At 56.7% G+C, this 18,619-nt stretch carries 16 protein-coding genes; 11 read left to right on the forward strand and 5 right to left on the reverse strand.

The window, feature by feature from the left end:
- Positions 1-139 precede the first annotated feature (139 nt).
- From THTE_RS13045 to THTE_RS13070, 7 genes are all read left to right on the forward strand, one after another.
- Positions 140-2,875, forward strand: coding sequence for a carbohydrate-binding protein (locus THTE_RS13045; RefSeq protein ID WP_095415838.1), 2,736 nt, complete (start codon positions 140-142; stop codon positions 2,873-2,875).
- Between the two features lie 247 nt (positions 2,876-3,122).
- Positions 3,123-4,064 carry a ParA family protein gene (locus THTE_RS13050; protein WP_157732081.1) on the forward strand — a complete coding sequence of 314 codons (942 nt, stop codon included), beginning with the start codon at positions 3,123-3,125 and terminating at the stop codon, positions 4,062-4,064.
- Positions 4,065-4,080: 16 nt separating this feature from the next.
- Positions 4,081-4,596: a hypothetical protein gene (locus tag THTE_RS13055; protein WP_095415840.1), complete on the forward strand. Its 516-nt coding sequence runs from the start codon at positions 4,081-4,083 to the stop codon at positions 4,594-4,596.
- Positions 4,583-4,723: a hypothetical protein gene (locus THTE_RS18020; protein ID WP_157732082.1), complete on the forward strand. Its 141-nt coding sequence runs from the start codon at positions 4,583-4,585 to the stop codon at positions 4,721-4,723. Before THTE_RS13055 ends, THTE_RS18020 begins: the two co-directional genes overlap by 14 nt.
- 80 nt (positions 4,724-4,803) lie before the next feature.
- On the forward strand, positions 4,804-6,327 hold the full coding sequence (locus THTE_RS13060) for a DUF1080 domain-containing protein (RefSeq protein WP_095415841.1): 1,524 nt from the start codon (positions 4,804-4,806) through the stop codon (positions 6,325-6,327).
- Positions 6,328-6,394: 67 nt separating this feature from the next.
- Complete coding sequence (locus THTE_RS13065) at positions 6,395-6,991, forward strand: signal peptidase II (protein WP_157732083.1); 597 nt, start codon at positions 6,395-6,397, stop codon at positions 6,989-6,991.
- A 62-nt stretch (positions 6,992-7,053) separates the two neighbouring features.
- Complete coding sequence (locus tag THTE_RS13070) at positions 7,054-9,072, forward strand: chloride channel protein (protein WP_095415843.1); 2,019 nt, start codon at positions 7,054-7,056, stop codon at positions 9,070-9,072.
- Positions 9,073-9,164: 92 nt separating this feature from the next.
- Here the strand turns inward: THTE_RS13070 and THTE_RS13075 are convergent, their stop codons facing one another.
- Entirely contained in the window at positions 9,165-9,971 is an 807-nt protein-coding gene (locus THTE_RS13075; RefSeq protein WP_095415844.1) for a hypothetical protein, read from the reverse strand.
- A gap of 352 nt (positions 9,972-10,323) precedes the next feature.
- On the opposite strand from THTE_RS13075, the gene THTE_RS13080 reads away from it, so the two are divergent.
- Positions 10,324-10,647, forward strand: a complete 324-nt coding sequence (locus tag THTE_RS13080) for a calmodulin-binding protein (RefSeq protein WP_095415845.1) — start codon at positions 10,324-10,326, stop codon at positions 10,645-10,647.
- 190 nt (positions 10,648-10,837) lie between these two features.
- Here THTE_RS13080 and THTE_RS13085 read toward each other — a convergent pair whose 3' ends face one another.
- The gene (locus THTE_RS13085) at positions 10,838-11,686 is read right to left on the reverse strand and encodes an SGNH/GDSL hydrolase family protein (RefSeq protein ID WP_095415846.1); all 849 of its coding nucleotides are present in this window, start codon (positions 11,684-11,686) and stop codon (positions 10,838-10,840) included.
- A gap of 318 nt (positions 11,687-12,004) precedes the next feature.
- Between THTE_RS13085 and THTE_RS13095 the strand changes: the two genes are divergently transcribed.
- A complete protein-coding gene (locus THTE_RS13095; protein ID WP_095415848.1) occupies positions 12,005-12,733 on the forward strand; it encodes a CPBP family intramembrane glutamic endopeptidase in 729 nt (242 codons plus the stop codon).
- Positions 12,734-13,377: 644 nt separating this feature from the next.
- Here the strand turns inward: THTE_RS13095 and THTE_RS13100 are convergent.
- On the reverse strand, positions 13,378-14,820 hold the full coding sequence (locus THTE_RS13100; RefSeq protein ID WP_095415849.1) for a neutral/alkaline non-lysosomal ceramidase N-terminal domain-containing protein: 1,443 nt from the start codon (positions 14,818-14,820) through the stop codon (positions 13,378-13,380).
- Positions 14,821-14,886: 66 nt separating this feature from the next.
- On the opposite strand from THTE_RS13100, the gene THTE_RS13105 reads away from it, so the two are divergent.
- The gene (locus THTE_RS13105) at positions 14,887-15,192 is read left to right on the forward strand and encodes a hypothetical protein (RefSeq protein ID WP_095415850.1); all 306 of its coding nucleotides are present in this window, start codon (positions 14,887-14,889) and stop codon (positions 15,190-15,192) included.
- A gap of 111 nt (positions 15,193-15,303) precedes the next feature.
- Positions 15,304-16,320, forward strand: a complete 1,017-nt coding sequence (locus THTE_RS13110; protein ID WP_095415851.1) for a 2-hydroxyacid dehydrogenase — start codon at positions 15,304-15,306, stop codon at positions 16,318-16,320.
- Between the two features lie 181 nt (positions 16,321-16,501).
- On the opposite strand, the gene THTE_RS13115 is transcribed toward THTE_RS13110, so the two are convergent.
- Positions 16,502-17,536, reverse strand: a complete 1,035-nt coding sequence (locus THTE_RS13115; RefSeq protein ID WP_095415852.1) for a spermidine synthase — start codon at positions 17,534-17,536, stop codon at positions 16,502-16,504.
- A 126-nt stretch (positions 17,537-17,662) separates the two neighbouring features.
- A complete protein-coding gene (locus THTE_RS13120; protein WP_095415853.1) occupies positions 17,663-18,343 on the reverse strand; it encodes a fused MFS/spermidine synthase in 681 nt (226 codons plus the stop codon).
- Between the last annotated feature and the right edge of the window lie 276 nt (positions 18,344-18,619).

Here is an 18,619-nt window from a genome sequence, read left to right on the forward strand (position 1 = left end):
GCAAGTCTCAGAATGCGGATATTACCGGGGTGCGCTGACCGGCCATCGAGAAAGCCGGACAGACATTCACGTGAGTACCCGGCCGGGTTTCTGACGTTGCCTTTCCAAGTATGGTCCTTCCGGAACGAGGAGGCAAAGCATGCGAGTGCGAGTTGTGGTGGGTCTGATTCTGGTTGCCGGCACGTTTGCCACCGCCTGTGGCGAAAGCATCTGGCAGGAAGGGGAACAGCCGACGGCCCATAAGATGAACCGCCATCCTTGGTGGTACGATCAGGTAAAGAAAGAGTTCCTCTCGGGAGGCGACTGGATCAGCAATTTTTCAGAAGAGAAAGAAGGCACCGCCGAATATCGAATCCGTGTGCGAGAGGGCGGCGAATACGTCCTGTGGCTGCGGATCAATCCGGTGCGGACTCGGGTGTCCCTCAGCATTGATGGCGGTGGCTGGCGGGAACTGGATCTCTCCAATGCCCTGGAGGTCACGAACATCGCGGCGGATGGAAAAATCGATCTGCGTTTCATCGGTTGGGTTAATGCCGGCCGAGTGACGCTTGCTCCCGGCGAACACACCATTGCCTTCCGTTTCCATGGAGAATTACAGAACCACGGCGGCCTGGATGCCTTCGTTCTCACCAATGAGCGGTTTTCACCGAAAGGACTGGCCAAACCGGGCTCGCCAGAAACCCAGGCGGACGTCGTGACGGAGGTCGGAACCTGGGCGTTCCAACCGAGTGACGATCCCGTCCGTCCCGGGGCACTCATCGACCTTCGTGACCTCAATGAGCCAATCGCCGGGGAAAAAGGTTTTATTCGGCTTTCCGCTGATGGAATGAGTTTCGTTCGTGGAGACGGGCAGCCGATTCGCTTTTGGGCAATTGTGGATTACGGCTGGCGAATGGAACCCGACAAGATGCAGCGACATCTCCGCTGGCTGGCGAAACTGGGTGTGAATATGGTGCGAGTGCATGCCCAATTGTGTGTGGAAAAGGAAGGGGCAAAATTGACAGACGTGGATGAAAAGGTCATCGATCAAATCCAGCGGTATGTGGCTGAATGCAAAAAGCATGGCATTTATGTGACGATCTCTCCCTACTGGTCGCACACGCAGAAGATCCCGGCGAGCTGGGGACTCGATACGTACACGGGACATTCCGGGCCGGAGGGGCTCATCTTTTTTGAAGAAAGACTTCAAAACGCCTATAAAACCTGGGTGAAAGAACTGTATACACGCCCCAATCCCTACACCGGCATTCCCCTTGCGCAGGACCCCACGGTGGCAATCATCCAGGTGCAAAATGAGGATAGCATTCTGTTCTGGACGTCTCAGAACATTCGGGAACCATTTGCCGGTAAGCTCCGCCAACTGTTCGCGAAGTTCCTGGTGAAAAAATACGGCTCGCTGGAGAAGGCTCAGGCAGCTTGGGGCGGAGCCAAACATGAAAAAGACCGTCCTGAAGCCGGCGAAATGTGGATGGAAATCATTTGGCGGATGACGTCCCAGGCCCCGAAGCCGAACGCCGCCTGGGCCAAGCGGCTTGCCGACCAACTCGAATTCATGAGCCGTCTCCAATACGACTTTTACGCGGATATGGCAAAGTATTACCGCCAAGCGCTGGGATGCAGACAACTTCTCAACGCGACCAACTGGCGGACCGCCGATCCAGTACTGCTTGAGGATTGTGAACGCTGGACCTACACCGCGATGGATGTCTCGGCGATCAATCGTTACACCGGGGTTATCCACATTGGGCCTAATGATGGGTGGCGGATCGATCCCAACCACTTCTATTTGAGTCAATCCTGCTTGCTCAATCCGGACGAGTTTCCTGGTGCCCTCAAGCAGACGGTGGGCCAACCGATGATCCTAACCGAGGTGGCCTGGGTCCACCCGGGGTTGTATCAGACAGAGGGGCCTTTCCTGGCTGCTGTGTACATGTCGCTGACGGGCGTGGATGCGTTTTACTGGTTTTCGTACGGCGACGAATTCTGGACAACGGATCCCGTCTGGCCGTGGTGGAAAGTAGGCGGGCTCAATTCTTTGAAAAAATGGGAAGGCTCCGTGCCGACTCAGGCGGGGATGTTTCCCGCCGCCGCCCTCGCCTACAGGCTGGGGTACATTCAGACGGCCGACCAACCCGCTGTGTACGAAGAGCGAAGTCTCCAGGGGATGTGGGAGCGGCGTGTTCCGATCATCGCGGAGGCAGGGAAGTTTGATCCCAATCGGGATCCCGGGGATTTTGCTCCTCAATCGCCGATCAAGCAGGAAGTGGATCGGCTGGCATTCTTTGTGGGGCCTGTCCATGTTAAATTCGACGGCCAGGAGAAGAACAGTCGGGTGGTTGATCTCTCCCGCTACATCGATCGGGAAAAGGGTATCGTCCGCAGCATGACAGGGGAAATTACCCTGGATATCCGCAACGGGGTGTGCACGGTGAACACGCCCAAATGCCAGGGATGCACGGGATTTCTTAAACAGGCAGGAGGGCGATTCCGCTTCGGCGATGTGATGCTCACCTCGGACAACGATTACGCCACCATCATGGTCGTGGCGATGGACAATCGTCCACTCCGGGATTCGGAAAAGGTCCTCGTTCAGCTCGGAACCACTGCCCGAATGACCGGCTGGACCGAGCGTGATGCGACCTTCGAATCGGGAGGGCAGAAGCTCCAGGGCAGGCAGATTCTCGATACGGGGCGACCACCTTGGCGACTAGCGGATAACCGGGTCAAGCTTACGCTAAATAATCCGTCGCTACAGCGAGCGATCGTTCTGGACGTGGATGGCTATCCCCGCCAAGAAGTCTCCCTGGAGCGGCACGGTGGTGCGGTCATGCTCGATATTCCTCGCGATTGCCTGTATGTGATTTTGACGAAATAAGCAGCGAGCCAACCGCCGAAACCTGCCGAGCCAAAGAAAGCGGAATTACCGCGGTAGTTCCAAAGACGTAATCCAGGATACCGAAGACGCTAATGACAAAGGCCCGCCGGTGAGCGAAAGGCCTTTCGGTTGGGACTTTCCACGTACCGGCGGAATAGCTTGTGCGCCGACAAGGCGGCATGGAAAAAGAGACGGCTGTTCCATGCCGGCTGGGCAGATTGAGCCATGGGACCTCTTGAGGAGCATCATGATGAGTCAACCCCGAGTTGTTTCGTTTATCAACTACAAAGGAGGAGTGGGCAAGACGACCACCACGTACCACATCGGATGCAGTTTGGCGGAACACCACGGCAAACGTGTGCTTCTAGTGGATATCGATCCGCAGTCCAACCTCTCGTTGCTGTGTATGGCATACGAAAAATACGACGAATTCCGCCGCCAGCAGGGGACGATTCGCGATCTTTACCGACGTTTTCGCGAGAGTCGACATCCACTGGATGCCCGCGATTTCATTGTTCGCAACGCAGTGCAGGGGGGTGGAGAACCCATCGACGGAGTTGATCTTTTGCCCTGCGATATTGACCTGCTGGGCGAAGACCTGGGTGGTTTGGTCCCCACAGTGTCGGCAGCCCGGGCCGCCAGTGGGTACGAAGTCCTCCAGCAGCTTGCCCAAAAGCTGCTCAACGAGTGGGCATTTTTGGAGCGTATTTGCAAAGAGATTGGGCAGAGCTACGATTTTATTCTCATCGACTGCCCTCCGAATCTCTACCTGATGACGCAGAACGCCATTCGGGCCTCGCACTATTACATGGTAACGCTGATTCCTGAATTTCTTTCTGCAATTGGTCTCGACATTCTGGTGCGAAAGATCGACGATATCAGAAAGAAAATCAGCCACGTGGGTGCACTCGCCGGGTACGACAATGTCCCCATGGCAACACTGGGCGGTATTATTTGGGTCAAAAAGCGGAACACCAAACAGCACGAGCGAACGATCGAAAGACTCCGTGAGCATGAAATCTTTGGACCGTTTGTATTTGATTGCGGCACCACCGAGCGGACCGGCTACAGCGAAGCTGCTGAGGCCCAGTGTCCAATTTGGCGAGTGAAAACTCCGTCAGCCCAGGATGCCGCACGTTTAGGCGAATATGAGAAAATTACCGAGGAATTCCTGAAACGCTGTCAGTAACGGCAAGGGATGCGATATGGGCAAGAAGTCAGGTTATTCCATGGAGACGGTGCTCCAGGATTTGCAGTCCGTTGTTGGGATGCTGCCTGAGGAGGAGCAGAAGAACGAGTTTTTGACCGTCGTCCAAAGGATGATTCACATGATGGGTGAGCTGAGGGAAGCGATCTCGCGTGTCCCGACCCGGGAACGAATCGCCTCAGAAGGAATTCCCGAAGGACTCAAACGCATCAGGGACTTTTTGAAAACCTTTGAGTCCGGGAGCACGCGGGGGCGCGGTCGAAGCCAGTCGAAGTCGGTGGACGAAGCCAAGATCGCGGAATTTGTGGAGCAACTCCGGCAATTGCCAGAAGCGGAGCTGCGGGCGTTGGTTCAGAAAACAAAGCTCAGTAAGGCAGAGTGGCTTGCTGCCGTAAAGTACGTGGGAGGTTATACCACCACCAAAGACTCAATTACCACGCTCCAGCAGCGACTGGTGCAGGAAATCATCAACCGCCGAACACACGAGGGAATTCTCGGCAATGCCCGACCTTGATGGACTCACACGGATACCGGCAGAAAAGACACGGTGCTGTATTCCGGTGATTATCAAGCCGTCAGGTCTTTCCGAGGGAGAACCTGATGTTTCCGCGTTGGAAACGATGGTTGTACTGGCCCTGTAGCGTAAAATCTCCGCTGAAAATATCCAAAAACGTTGACCGCACGCACTCACGTGGGGAGAAAGAAACACGAGGGAATCTCCATGAAATCGCAGAAGAGTTACAGCAGCAGAACTGACGATCATCGATTGTCTCGACGCGATCTGCTAAAAGCCACCGCGCAGATTGCCGCTTTGGGCATTGTGGGATGCAGCGGTGTGTCGGCAGCCCCCGACGAATGGGTCAGCCTGTTCGACGGCCATTCCCTGGACGGCTGGCGAGCATCGGAAAACAAGTCAAGCTGGAAGGTGGAGGGCGGCTGTCTCGTCGCGGATGGGCCCCGCAGTCATCTTTTTTACGAGGGGCCTGTGGGCAACCACACGTTCCGGAATTTTGAGCTTACGCTGGAGGTGCTCACCAAGCCGGGCGCAAACTCCGGCGTCTTCATCCATACGCGTTATCAGGAAACCGGCTCCCCCACCGCCGGTTACGAAGTGCAGATCAATAATTCCTATCCCATGGTGGGCGAAAACCCGGAGTTTCGGCGGACCGGGGGGCTGTTTGCCATCCAGGACGTTTTCAAAGCTTTTCTGCGCGACGATCAGTGGTTTCGGATGCGGATTCTCGTGGTGGGCAAACGGATCCGGGTGTGGGTGAATGAGTTCCCTATGGTGGATTACCTGGAACCTGCGTTTCCACCCCGGATGAAAAATCGTATGGGGCGACGGCTTTCCCAAGGAACGATTGCCCTTCAGGCCCATGATCCAGGCAGCCGCATTCATTTTCGCAATATCCGGATCCGCCTTTTGCCCGACGATGCCGACCCGTTTGCGGAACCTCGCCCCGATGTGAGCCCGTACGGCATGACCGAAGGACTGATTGACCGACTTTCGATGCTTTCAATTCCCGTCACGGACTTTCACATTCACCTCCGCGGCGGCATGACTGTCGAGAAGGCTATCGAACGTCAGGCCGTCACGGGAATTAATGCTGGCGTTTTGGAGAATCACGGTCGTGGCTGGCCGCTGGACACCAACGAGAAACTTGCCGCTTTCCTGGATGGCGTGGTGGGTAAGCCGGTTTTTGTGGGGATCCAGGTCAACGATCGGGATTGGGCAGAGACAATCGACCCCAAGCTTCTGGATAGGTTGGACTACGTGCTTGCCGACACGATGATTATGCCCATGCCCGATGACAACAGCCCGCCGGTAAAACTCTGGTTGACCGACCAGTACACGATCGACGACCCCAAAGCGTGGATGGAGCGCTACATTCGGCACAATGTACGCGTGCTTTCGGAACCGATCACGATCCTGGCCAATCCCACCTGGCTTCCCAAGCCAATTGCCCATCTTTACGACGAACTGTGGACGGAAGACCGAATGAGGTTGATTATTGAAACCGCTGTCAAGCGAGGTGTGGCTTTCGAGATAAACGCAAGTGGGTATCCGCCCGAGAAATTCATCCGGCTTGCCAGGGAGATGGGGGCCAAGTTCACTCTGGGAACGAACAACTTTGATGACCGGCCGATCTCGCTTGCCCGATGCTTTGAGATGATCGACAAATGTGGGCTTCACGGACGGGATTTCCTGCTCATCCGGCCAAAAAGCGGTTCGGGCGCCAGCTAATGGGGGCAGAGCCGTGCGGCTGGAGTGACGAAGCGAAAAACGACGGATGTTAGGGAGCACGTCGAGCGTGAACGAAACGCTTACCAAAAGGCAGCTTGTTTATCGGGGCCTCGTGTTTGTGTCCCTCGTGATCGTTGGTCTTGCTGTAGACCTCGCGACAAAGGAGTGGATTTTTCGGCAGTTGGGTATGCCTGGTGAGAGGCCTGTGTGGTGGATTATTCCCGGCGTGTTTGGCTTTCAGACCAGCCTCAACGAAGGGGCCCTTTTTGGTATGGGTCAGGGTTTGGCACCATGGTTTGCCGGACTGTCGGTGATTTTCGCCTTGGGGATTTTGGCGTGGCTATTCGTCGGTGGAGCCGCCAGAAGTTGGTGGCTGTTGATCAGTCTCGCGGCGGTCACTGCGGGGATCTTCGGGAACCTCTATGATCGTTTGGGGCTCCATGGGTTGAAGTGGCATGAAGGAAACCCCCTCCATCCGCCGGGCGAGCCGGTGTATGCCGTGAGGGATTGGATTCTGGTTATGATCGGCTCCTGGCCGTGGCCGAATTTCAACGTGGCAGACAGTCTCCTTGTCTGCGGCGTGATCGCGCTTGTGGTTCATACGCTATTTTTTTCTGGGGACGCTGCGTCAGAGGGGGCAGTTCGTCACGCGCCGCCCACCTAATGGTGCCACAGGTAGCTCACATTGGTAGGGGATGACCGCGGTGGACGGCGGCTTTCCCTTGGGTGTCCACGCTCGAGGCGATTGTCTTCCCTGCGGTGCGCACGTGGGACACGGCTGTCTCCCGGGTGCAGACGATCTTCTGCGACGGTTATACTCAAAAGATTGTTAATGCGAGAATTGCCTGGGACGGGTCACTTACCGTGAAAAAGCTGGGGACATCAATTTTTCGAGATCGCCTGGCCATCTCTTCGCGACCAAAGCTCGAATGGTATCGGTGGGGACGTCCGCTGGGCTTTGCCGTACTTGTGGGCGTCTGCACGGGTCTGGCGGCGGTTGTATTCACCTGGGCTCTGGAAAGTTTTCAAGGCTTTGTGCTCGGCGATCTTCTCGGCTACCATGCGCCACCCCAGCCATCTGGAAATCCAAATGCGCCATTTGTGTTTCCTCGGGCAAGCTGGCTGGTGCTGGTTATCCCCTCCCTGGGGGGGCTGCTGTGTGGGCTAGTCATTCACTTTTTTGAACCTGAAGCGGAAGGTCACGGCACGGATGCGATGATCAAAGCCTTTCATCGATTGGCGGGAAGGATTCCCCTAAAGGTGCCCATCGCCAAGGCTGTGACCAGTGTGCTTGTGATTGGCACAGGCGGGTCGGCGGGGCGCGAAGGGCCCATCACGCAGATCGGTGCTGGGGTGGGATCAGTCGTGGCCCAGCTCTTCAAATTGGGAGATTGGGATCGCCGCATTCTCATGCTGGCAGGGGCAGCCGGGGGACTGGGGGCGGTATTCCGGGCACCTCTGGGTGGGGCGATGTTTGCCGTGGAAGTTTTGTACTCGGGGACAGCGATCGAATTTTCGGCACTGGGACCCGCCTTCGTGGCTTCGGTCGTCGCCTACACGGTATTTGTCGGTGTCTTTGGACAATCCGTCATGTTCTATTTGCCGCGGACGCCAGATCCGGTCACCTGGCTTTATCCTTGCGTTTTCCACGGAGCTCACGAATTGCCGTTTTATTTCGCGCTGGCGCTGCTTTGTGTGGGCGTATCCTTCGTCTTCAGTGAAGGCTTTTACGCCATGCATGACCGAGTGTTTCGGCGATTGCCAATCCCGTTGTGGGCCCGGCCGGCGATCGGAGGATTGGGGGTGGGGCTGCTTGTGCTCGCGGGCTTTCCGCATGTGATGGCGGGCGGATACGGCTGGATGCAGAAGGCGATTCTTGCCAGTCCGGATCTGCCGTTTCGGCTGGCCCTGGTCCTCGTGCTGATGAAAATCCTTGCCACTTGCCTTACTGTGGCATCGGGTGGGAGTGGGGGGCTTTTCGCACCGTCGTTATTTGTAGGGGCGATGACCGGCGCCGCCTTCGGTTGGGGATGTCAGGCCCTGTTTCCACATTTTGCCCCGCCAGTGCCGGCATGCGTTCTGGTGGGGATGGGCGGCGTTCTCGCGGCCACGTTCAAGGTTCCCCTGGCGGCGCTGATTATGGTGTCGGAGTTAACCGGCTCGCACGACTTGCTCGTGCCCATGATGCTCGTGGGGGCTGTGGAAATGACAATCTTACCGGGAAGAATTTCGCTTTGTCGGGAACAGGTGCCTTCCTTTGTGGATAGTCCGGCGCATCTGGGTGATTTCGTGATTGATGTTCTGAAAGAAATGCGGGTAGAGGAGGTGTGCCCGCTGGATCGGAGGCCGGTTGTCATTAGGGAGGACATGCCGCTTCCGGAGATCCTCCACATTGTGGCGGAAACGCAGCAACACGCGTTTCCGGTGGTGGATCGTGAGGGACATCTGGTGGGCGTCATCTCGCTGCACGACTTGAGGACGGTCCTGGCGGGGGATGGAGCTGGCGATCTCGTGCGAGCAATTGACCTCGCGGTCCCAGTCAGGCCGGTGACACCGCAGGATGACCTGCACACGGTGCTCCAGGTGCTGGCGGAGTCTCATTTGGAAGAGGTCCCAATCGTAGCGCCGAACGATCATGGCCAGGTGATAGGATTGATCCGCCGGGAAGTGATCCTGAGGGCCTACGATCGCCGCGTGGCGGGACTTCAGGCGGGGTTGGTCCCCCGCTCCGGGACCCCCGCGTGAGGCTTCGATAGAAAGGATCTGCTGCTGTGGACGCCATTGAAATGGGAAAACTTTCACCGGTGTGGTGATAGCCAAGTTTCCCTCCGCAGCGATCAACCACCCTCTTCCGGAGTTACGGCGAGCAACAGTTCTTCCGTTCTGCGGTAACGGGCAATAACCTGAGCCGCCTGTAAAAGATGCGTGTGGGCACTCTTTTCAACCACATCAGATGGGAAGAATCCCAGGATGTGACCAAGAAGGGCCAGTGTCCAATCGGAGTGGGGTTGATACTGAAAGATCCGCTTGTTGTACGCGGCTCTCAGCGAAGCCTTCATCAGTTTCCACGTTTGCCGTCGCCGTGCTTCGGTTTTGATGTGCTGGTAATCCTCAGCGAACTCTTCCAACCGGTAGGTGTCCACAGCCAGCGATCGGATGTCCCCAAACGAGGCGAGCATTCCCAACAGCAGGTCGTTCCAACGGTCGGTGCGCTCGCACAGTTGGAGAAGTCTCTGGGCATCCGCCCGAGGAAGGTAGTCGGGGCGATTGAGGGCTCCCAGGATGCGGCCTCGGAGCTCCAGGTGGGAGAGATAAACGTTGTGCACAAGCGAGGCTGGGTAGTCGTCGCCCGTCTTTTGCCCGTACAGGTGCAGGACGGCCATCCAGATCCGGGTGAGTAACTCCTGGGTGATGATTTCCTCCGCCAGGCCGCCACGTTGGTGCCGCAACGGGTACTCCTCACCATTTCGTGATGCGGTTTCGAGAACCTTCAACTGGCGCGTCCAGTTGTCCATTTGCAGTCGGGCGGCCAGCCAGTAGCCGTCGATCGCCGTTTTGGGAACCTCAAGGTGCCGCCTTTCCCATAACTGGGGGCCATAATCCATCAAAAAGATGACTAGGTCAATGATGTCCTGATTGTGCATTGGCGACCACTCGTGATGCGATATCAACACACTGACCACCCATTTCCGCCGGTGTTAAACGTCTGAGAGACGTCCATGCAACTGATGTGCCAGACCCCGTGGTCGTGTAGAAAGGACTTTTTCGTGCGATCTGGGCGTCGCAGTCCAGTGTAAATTGCGCATCTTACGGACTGTGACGAATATTCGTTGAATACAGAGCTCCCTTTTGGCCGATGGAATACAACAGGGCGTCGGCTCCTATGGGAGGTGCCAGTACGGCTGATTGGGGCGAACAGCCGGCCACGGAGGGTGTTAGCGGTTGAAACAGATCCGTTGTTTGTCACGGTTTTGGTGCTTAACACAGGGGGAAAACATGTTCCGCCGTATTGTGTTGCTCGGCGTTTTAGGCGTTTTGCTGGGGTTGGTCAGCGTCCGAGAGGCCTCGGCTCAGCAGGCATTCGGACGGCAATGGGCTCGAACTTACAGCACCCAGGACTGGCAGCGGTTTTACCATTATCCGTACGTGTACTATCCCCAGAATTTTTACGGGCCCGACTATTTTAAGAGCTCAGAGGATCTGTATTACCGCTATCCACCCGAGATGAGGATTCCAGTCTACAACCGAAAATGGCAGAACTTTTATCCGGAACCCCGTCGGTACCACCAGGGCCATCACTTCATCCTGGATGTTTTCTGAGTTCTGCCGTTGTTTGCGGAAAGGTTATTGTGGCGGGCCCTGCTGAGTTGCGGGGCCTTTTTTACGTTATTCAGGTTGGACGAAATCTGTCCAACCTAGATGGGGTATTGCAACCCACTCTGGGTAAGGGCATTCAGATGTCGGGGTAGTGTAAGTCATCGCCAAAAACTGCAGTCAGCATGGGTGGGCTTCACCGTGCGGGGGCTTGGGTGGGCCGGAGGACTCGCTCGATCACTTCCGCGTAGGCCAACAAGGTCAAATAATTCCTCAGCCCATAGCCGGAGCACCGCAGAGCTTCTGAAGAAAAGTCCCCCATGAATCTCTGCGGGTTGCTGGGATGGACCCCATCGCCGGAGATGAGCGTGGGCACCTCGTAGACCTCGTAGCCGCGGAATGCGTCGCTGGCCCCGTCCCAGTCGGTGGGGCGTCGTTTAAGAATTTCCGCGTGATAGTCAATGAGCGGTACCCGCAAAGCGTCTGCTATTTCGCGAACAATTTGGGCAAATCGGGCGGCTTTTTCTTCGCGTCCGTGCCGCGGGGGAATTGTCGTCAAAATGACCACTGTTCCGTTGTCGAGACATTCCTGAACAACCTGCTTAAGCGTACTTCTGTATTCATCCTCGGAAAGATCGTTGAGATCATTCGTACCCCACATTATGATGGCGGTCTCAGGATTGAGTTTTTTGAGCCATTCACGGATATGTTCTTTGCCCCAGCGGACTGTGGTTCCGCCTTCGTTACCAAATTCTGGACCGCGCCACTCCCGCCAGCATTCCGGTCGCATGTAGTCCTTGACGATGGCCAGGGCGTGGGCCATCTCCGGGGGGACGTTGCGGCACTCGTAAGCCAAGGGTGCCCAAAACGCCAAACTGACGGTGATCGAGTCTCCAAAAAGGGCAAGGGTTCCGGGTTGGCCGGTGAATCGGGCATGAACCTCTCGCACGGGCCCCACCCAAGCCGGAAGTGGTGTCGGCTCGGGAGTTGGGGAAATCTCGGAAAAAACACCCACCAACAGTGTGAGTAGCAACGAGCGCTGCATAACCTGAATCCCTCCCGTTTGGAAAGTAACCCTCAAGGGACCGCCGGCCCCTATTGTCTGGTCTTGTTGATGGATTGCAAGCCGGTCGGACGCCATCCGGCCTTTCTGAGGGTGGCGCCGGTTGGAAGAGTTTTGCGGAACAAATCGTGGAAGACTTCGGTGACCCTCTCACTTCGAGGGAACACACTTTGCAGGTCGAATTCATTGAGAAGGGGAAAACGAGAGGGTTTCGCTGGAGCCGACGCCCCGTTGTTCATCTTGGGCAGATCGTCTTCGCAGGACACTGAACGCCACTCCCGTCTGTTGCCTTAAACAGCAATGCGTGCAAGTGAGATACACAACTACTGGGAAGAATCGCGGGTGCCGCTGGCCAGCCTTATGTTCGTTGCCCCGTTGCTGGTCTTTTACGAACTGGGTGTGCTCTTGCTTGGACCGGAGGCCATCCGCAACGGCGCTGAGGTCTGGCTCCGTCAAATTCTCTACACAATCGGGTTGGGGCAGTATTTTTTCTTGCCCACCCTGACGGTTGGAATTTTGCTGGCGGCACATTATCTTTCGCGACGGCCGTGGTATGTGCGTTCGGCAACATTGTGGGGTATGCTCGTGGAGTCTCTGTTTCTCGCCGGTTGTCTGAGGGTGTTATTGGGGCTTCAGGCGATTGCTTTCCAGCAACTTGCTCAGCATGGGCTGATGGCGACGGGGATCAATATTTGGTCCCGTTCTCTGGCAGAGCGGGCGGTCGCCTTTGTCGGAGCCGGAGTTTATGAGGAACTGGTGTTCCGCCTGATTATTTTGAACCTCGTGGTGGGAATGGCGCGGGTCTTTCATCCGACGCCAACCGCCGCGATGTTCTCGGGCGTGGTGGTCAGCAGTTTGATATTTGCGGCCGCTCACCACGTGGGGGCATTCGGGGAGCCATTCGAGTTGTTCACTTTTCTCTTCCGCTTTGTGGCGGGGATCTTTTTTGCCCTCCTTTTTGTGCACCGCGGATTTGGCATTGTTGCAGGGGCCCATGCAGCGTACGACCTGCTGGTCGGCCTGGTGTGAGGTTCCTCGCCGGAAGTTTGTTCGATGGGCATGGGGCAGAGTTGGTGTGTGTGAGGGCGGTGCATGCGGCGTGCGCAACGCTTTTGGCAATGGCTCCCCATCGGCAGAAGCACTGGAGGGAATGCTCCTCAGGCCGGTTGTCAGGGCCTTGCGGGAATGGCTTTTTCGACGAATCCGCGGGTCTCCCGGACCTGACACGCGTTCTGCCAATGCGAAAGAAGCTTCAGAACAATCCGCCGCAGTTGTCACATAGGGTTTTTACACTTGGCTGGGAAACGAATCTAAAACTTTGCCAGTGTTAAGCCATTCTTGCAGGACGACCGCCCGCGCGGAGCGCGCAACGGACCGATATAATCCTGTTCCAACTTGGTCGGACCTGGAAATATCAGCTTCCTGTGTCTCAGACACACCTATCTTCCCTGTTCCACGCATCCGCTTGATCTCTCTTTCGGCGGCTGTTTCTGATCTATCCAGTTCCGCTCACTTAACTGACCCCCGGCAAAGAGGTTACAGTACAAACGGCTCAGCTTGTCTGCTCGGCTGCCGCCCAAGGGAACTTGCGGAAGCGAATTCTTACCACCGGGGCCACCGCCCGTCCAATAGTGGATACTCTGCGAGGCTCGCGGAGTTGACCGTTGCGGTTCTCATCCTTGCGCCGCGGGAGTTTTCTTCCCCATCCGCGCCAGGTCGATAAGCGCTTTGACCAGCACCTGAGCGGCGTTGGGTTGGAAGGGCGGCAAGTCGAGGATTTTGGGAACCACCACAGCCGCGTATTCCTTGGCGGCGTGAGCGCGGGGATCGGTGAGATACCCCACGAAGTCATCGGCATATCCTACCACCAAGGTATGCTCGGTGGGAGAATGCTTGCGCAGCCACAGCCCGTAATAACTGTACAGCTCGCTCCCATGAAACAGGAGGCTGAGCGGCCCCAATCGCCAGCAAGCGATTTCGGTGTGCAGTTCCCGTGGCACGGTCTGGGGATCGCGGTCTTTATTGGCTTCGAACCATTCAGCGGCGAATGGGGCATCCACCCACACGCCCGACTTGCATGCCTCGGGATCCCGGCGGTATTCGTCCACCCAGGCCGCCCACCGATCCACGTCCAAGGGCAGGGCACAGGATCCGCCGATGATCTCCAGGCGGTCGACGCTGACGGGCTGCGCGGAGTTGACCGCGGCTTCCAAGCCCGCCCAAACGGCAGTAGACGTCTTGCTGGCATCGCCTCGCCACGGATTGCCGTCGCCGGGATTCACGTCCCCGATATGCCCTTGGAGATAACCGGGGGAAAGACCCCACCGAGCTTCGGCCTGGTGCGCGACCATGGCCGGCCAATCCGGGCCTGTGAGTTCGTCGGCGAAACAGACCGGGTGCGCCGAGAAATGATACCACAAGACATTCTTCCGCCCTTGCCTCTCGAAGAGTAGGGCGTGCAAATGACGATCCAACCAGCGCTCTTCTTCAGTCGCCTGATCGCCGAAGGCGTCTTCCGTTTTCCACGTCGGTGCGGTGCGGTTGAAGTTTCCGCCCACAACTGTGGCCCTACCCAGTTTCAGCCGGGCAGGCGCCAAATCCCCTAAGGCCTGCCGCACGGCGGCGACAGTCCGCTCCTCCACCAGGGCCAAATAGTCTGGCGAGACCGATCCCCACTGGCGAAGCGGTTGCAACGAGGGCATGGAGTGCGTGTGCGTGGCGCAGAGCTTCACATGCTCCGGCCTGAGTCCCGTTGTCTGCGAGATGGTCCGCCGTATACGTTCCGAGGCCGCACGCCCAATCGCCAGCAACTCTAAAGAGACCACTGCAGCTCGGAGGCCATGGACCTCCAAGACCAAGGCACGAACCGAAGACGGTTCTCGGACGCCCGCGGAGCGGCGTTCCTTCCCCGGCGGATAATGAAAACCGGCCAATTCGATGCCTTTGGGCGGGGTGATGTCGGCCACGCCTTCCCCCACGCTCAAATCGGTGTCCGCCAGCTTCTTTGACCATCCCACCTTAGGAAGACATGCCCACGCAACTCCACCGCCGAGTGCCGCCAAAAAACTCCGGCGAGCGATGTCGTTCTTCGCGCAGCGATTATCGGATCGATTCATGCAAGGTCTCCTCGCTTAAAGCGTGCTTGCCAATAGGGGCGTTAGCCTGCCCAGCAGACGCCGCCGATGAAGCACGTCGCCGATGTCGGGGTTGGAGTCTACCGGGCTCGGCGGCCATCGGGGTGCGAGGAACATTATATCACCGAGCGCGAACTGGTCTATTATTGGCGAGCCGATCGGGAGATTCTTTCCGACCCACTGCCGGCCAGAGTGACGCAGAGGGAACAACCAAGAGCCGTTGGCGTTGTACGCGAGGCGTTGGGGCAGCGGATTTCCGCGACCGGCCTGAGCAGAGGGGCGTGGAGAAAACTCCAAATCTTGGAGAACTCGATGGATCCAGTGGGACAGAGTGCAGAAGGTAAACTCAGATGAGGCACGAACCTCCGTTTGCGTCGGAGAATCGTGGGCACTATTGCCCGTGTGCGGGCCTTGTCACATGCCAATAATAATGGAATCAACTCTTGTTTTTCAGGGAGGTCCGCAATGAAAGTTGCCGTATTCAGCACCAAGTCATACGATAAAGAGTTTTTGGAAGCGGCGAATCGGTCCTTCGGACACGAGCTGGTCTTTCTGGAACCACGGCTGACGAGCCAAACAGTGTCCCTCGCCAATGGCTTTCCCACGGTGTGCGTCTTTGTCAACGACGAGGTGGATGCACGAGTGCTGCTCCATCTGCAGCGTCATGGAACAAAACATATTGCCCTCCGTTGTGCCGGTTACAACAACGTCGATCTTCAGGTGGCGGAAGAATTGGGATTCATCGTCAGCCGCGTTCCCGCCTATTCGCCCCAGGCCGTGGCGGAGCACACGATGGCTCTCATCCTGGCCCTGGCCAGGAAGCTTCACAAGTCCTACAACCGGGTGCGAGAAGGAAACTTCGCGCTGGATGGTCTTTTGGGAATTGACCTGGCTGGAAAAACCGCGGGAGTCATCGGGACAGGAAAAATCGGTCGACTCGTGGCCAAACGGTTGCTGGCTTTCGAATGTTCAGTTTGCGCGTTTGATTTGAGGCCAGACGAAGAGCTGGTTTCGCTGGGGGTGGAATACGTGGGGTACGATGAGCTTTTCCGCAAAAGCGATATCATTACCCTCCATTGTCCGCTTGTCCCCGCGACTTATCACCTGGTCAATGAGGAAACACTTGCCCTCATGAAGCGGGGGGTTATCCTCATCAATACAAGCCGGGGTGCCCTTGTGGACAGTCAGGCCGTTATCCGGGCACTCAAATCGGGAAAGATCGGAGCCCTGGGGCTGGATGTGTACGAAGAGGAAGCTGATCTGTTCTTCGAAGATCTCTCCAACCAGGTCATCCAGGACGATGTTTTCATGCGGATGCTGACCTTTCCCAATGTCATCATCACGGGACATCAGGCGTTTTTTACGAATAACGCCATGCAGGCCATTGCCCGAATGACCCTCGAGAACATCACCGCCGTGGAGCGTGGCGAGCCCCCACCGGGCCTTCTTCGGTGGCAGGAAGCCCGGGCCATTGGGGCATAAACGCGAAAAACAGCATCCCAAAAATATTTGCTGTATCACGCCGATGGTTTTTCTCGCCCAAAAGCAGGCGATGATGGGCTACCTCTGCCCGGAGTGACCGCTGCGCAACTTCAGCCTTGGGTGACGTTTATCTCCTGGCTTTACCCGGCACCGTTATATCATTGAGTTGAAGGAGGACTGGTTAATCCTGAGGAATGCTTCGCAGCACATCCGTGGGGGCGTAATCGTCGGTGAGAATCTCCCCCTGACGGACGTAATCTTCACCGGAAGTCCCGAGTTGAGCCACTTCAGGAAGAAAGAAGGTGAATTTTTTCTCGGCCTGAAGTTGCTCCGCCCGCTTTATTATTTCTTCACGAGAAAGACGTTGCGGCTTTTTGCTGGCCACGACAATCACATTTCCATATCGGCCGTAGGACCATTCTGAGGGAAACACCCGAGCAATCGTCCGCCGCTGATAATGGTATGAGGCGAAACCAGGTTGCAGGTTGCTCACAACCACCCCGTCTTCCTCAAGGAGCTTGGCCACCAATTCCATGAACTCCCGCGTTGTGAGGTGATAAGGGATGTACCCGCCGCGGAAAGCGTCGAGAAAAATCATGTCGTAGCGAGCGCCCTCCTTGGCCAGGCGGGTCATCTGCACCCGTGCGTCGCGAATGTACACTTTCATCCTGCTATCTTCCTTAAATCCGAAATAGGCTTGGGCGGCTTCCACGACGACGGGGTCGAGCTCGATCACATCCAAATGCACGTCGGGATAGTAATGTCGAATCGCCCGAACGAGCGTTCCTCCACCCAGCCCCACAAAAAGAATGCGCTGCGGATGGGGGCAGTGAATAAAGCCGGCCATCATCAACTTGTAGTAATGCAACGGAAAATCCAGTGGATTACGCACGTTAATGGCGGATTCTTCAAAGTCGATTCCAGATCGGCGAAACTGAAGGCGACGAATATCGCCCTCCTCCACCACCCGCACATAGTGGTAAAGGGATTCTTTCTCGAACAGAACGCGGCTCAGTTCTTGGGCAGAAATACGCTGAGAAGGCGCAACAACTCCCAGGCCCACCACAATCATGCCCAGGACCAAAGCCCTAACTCCGGCTGCCGCACGCAGGATTTGTGTTTCGAAACACCTGTCTTTGCGGTTTGAACAACCCACCTGACCAATCTCGCTGAGTTTTTCAGGAGATTTGCTCCCCAGGAAATAGAGTCCAATCATGGCCGAATTTCTCTAACCCAATGGACAACAAAAACGAATTGGTATTGAGATCGGATGAACCGGTATCAATGCCGATCAATGAACCGTGCAGCGACGATCTCCTTGCCTAAGCAAGCTTTCCTCCCATTATCTTTTTACCAATTCCGGCGGCTCAACCCGTTTGACTGCGGAGGACGGTGGCGCGGTAAAGGCAGCATTTCCCCGTGGTGAACCGACCACCGCGACCACCGCCACAAGGAGCCCCAAAGCCGCCAGCACACCGGCTCCCAGAAACAGACAGTGGCGAATTCCCAAACTCAAAATGAGATAAAACGCAGTGTGAATACATCCAAGAAAACTGCCCACGGTAGAAATGGCGTAGAGTGTCCCGGCACTTGCACCGGACTTTTCGACACTTGTGGTCATCAGCCGGATACAGTAGGGTGAAACCATCCCCAGTAGGGTGCTGGGCAGAAAAAACAGCGCTGTCGCGGCGGCCAGCGCTCCGTAACGCTCATTCCACTCCAAAGCTGCAAACCAGCCGCTGATCTCAGGATACCACAGAGCTACCGGGACAATGCTCAGGGCAGCGGCCAAGATCACTCCTGCGAGCACCCCCAGCAACGGCCATCGAGAGGAAGCCCAGCCGCCGATCAGGTAGCCGGTGCTCAGCGAAAGCAAAAAGACGCCAATGACGCTGCCCCAGACGAAAACACCGCTTCCAAAGTCCGGGGAAAGGATCCGCCCGCCGAGAATCTCCAGGCCCATCATCACCCAGCCGCATACGAAAGCGGTGGTACACAGGAGGAAAGAGCGCAATCCGGACATGCGCGGCAAACCCCGTCACAGCGGAAATGAAGGGAGGGCTTCAGAAACCACGATAACCCGAAATTACCCTGTCCCGGTTTGCCAGTCAACTCGCTCTTCGGCCGAAGTTCGCCTCGTGGGTGGAGATTGGCACACAAGGGACAGGAAAAAAGAAGTTCTTCCAGGATATTCTGGGGCGCTGGCTGCCATCTTCCACCGGCGTCTTCCTGCTATCCACAGTCAGAGGTGCGAGAAAGGAGCAATTCACGAATTGACCCTACCGGCGTCACATCGATT

The organism is Thermogutta terrifontis, assembly GCF_002277955.1.
GTDB classification, from domain to species: Bacteria; Planctomycetota; Planctomycetia; order Pirellulales; family Thermoguttaceae; genus Thermogutta; species Thermogutta terrifontis.